General features: G+C 37.9%; 1 pseudogene. It reads right to left on the reverse strand.

Annotation, left to right across the window (positions count from 1 at the left end):
- Nucleotides 1–858 (reverse strand): annotated as a pseudogene (locus HMPREF2750_RS10195) (hemagglutinin); the annotation flags it as partial.

Below are 858 nucleotides of genomic sequence, written 5' to 3' on the forward strand. Positions count from 1 at the left end.
AGCCTTTTGGTGCATTAGGATTCACATTATAAAGCGAGGATTTATCCAACGATTGAGTCAGATGATTTAATACAACATCTCCCGCATCACCTTTATTAGCCACGCCATTATTGGTAAATTCAGGTGCTACATTTTCTTTATACGCAAATACTCCTAAATCTTTTACGCTTTCATTTTGTTTATAATAAATACTAGTATCGCTTTTAGTTGTATCGTATCTGTCCCATTTTCTTTTTTTCTTACCTTTATAAAAAGCCGTTAAACGACCAGCATCCGTTACAATAGTACGACCTTTCAACTCATCATTATGTAATTGACCATCCGCAATCTGAATCAACCCACCAGCGATCACTTTACTGTCTTGATTGTCTACACGCGCATCATTAAAATCGATACCGCCACCACTTAAAATCTTACCTTCCTGGTATTTTGGTTTAAGTACCACGGTTTCATTCACTGTACGGGTATAATCATACTCATGCCAGTTATCACTTTCGATTTTGCCGTCCGGTGAAAAAATATGGTAAAGATCTCTTATTTTTCGGTTTAATCCCCAGCGACCACTCTTGTTATCTTGTTTTACCTTATAAACCCCGGAGTCTTTACCGTAGATAGTCGAATCATTCCCAATTCGATACTCAAAAACCGGTGTAGACGAGGTATCCACATTTTCTGTTTCAAGGAAAAAGTGCTTATTCTCTACTGTCCCTGTATTAAAGGTAATCGCTTTGCTTTTCGCATTGTCGTAAAGGTTTAACGCTTCAATCACCCCATTGTAGTTGTGAACATACGCTGACTTACCTGTAGCTTGGTTGTTTTCATCCAACGCTTTACCCACATAAATCTTACCCATACTTA

The sequence above is a fragment of the Haemophilus sp. HMSC066D02 genome (genome assembly GCF_001810545.1).
Taxonomy (GTDB): domain Bacteria; phylum Pseudomonadota; class Gammaproteobacteria; order Enterobacterales; family Pasteurellaceae; genus Haemophilus_D.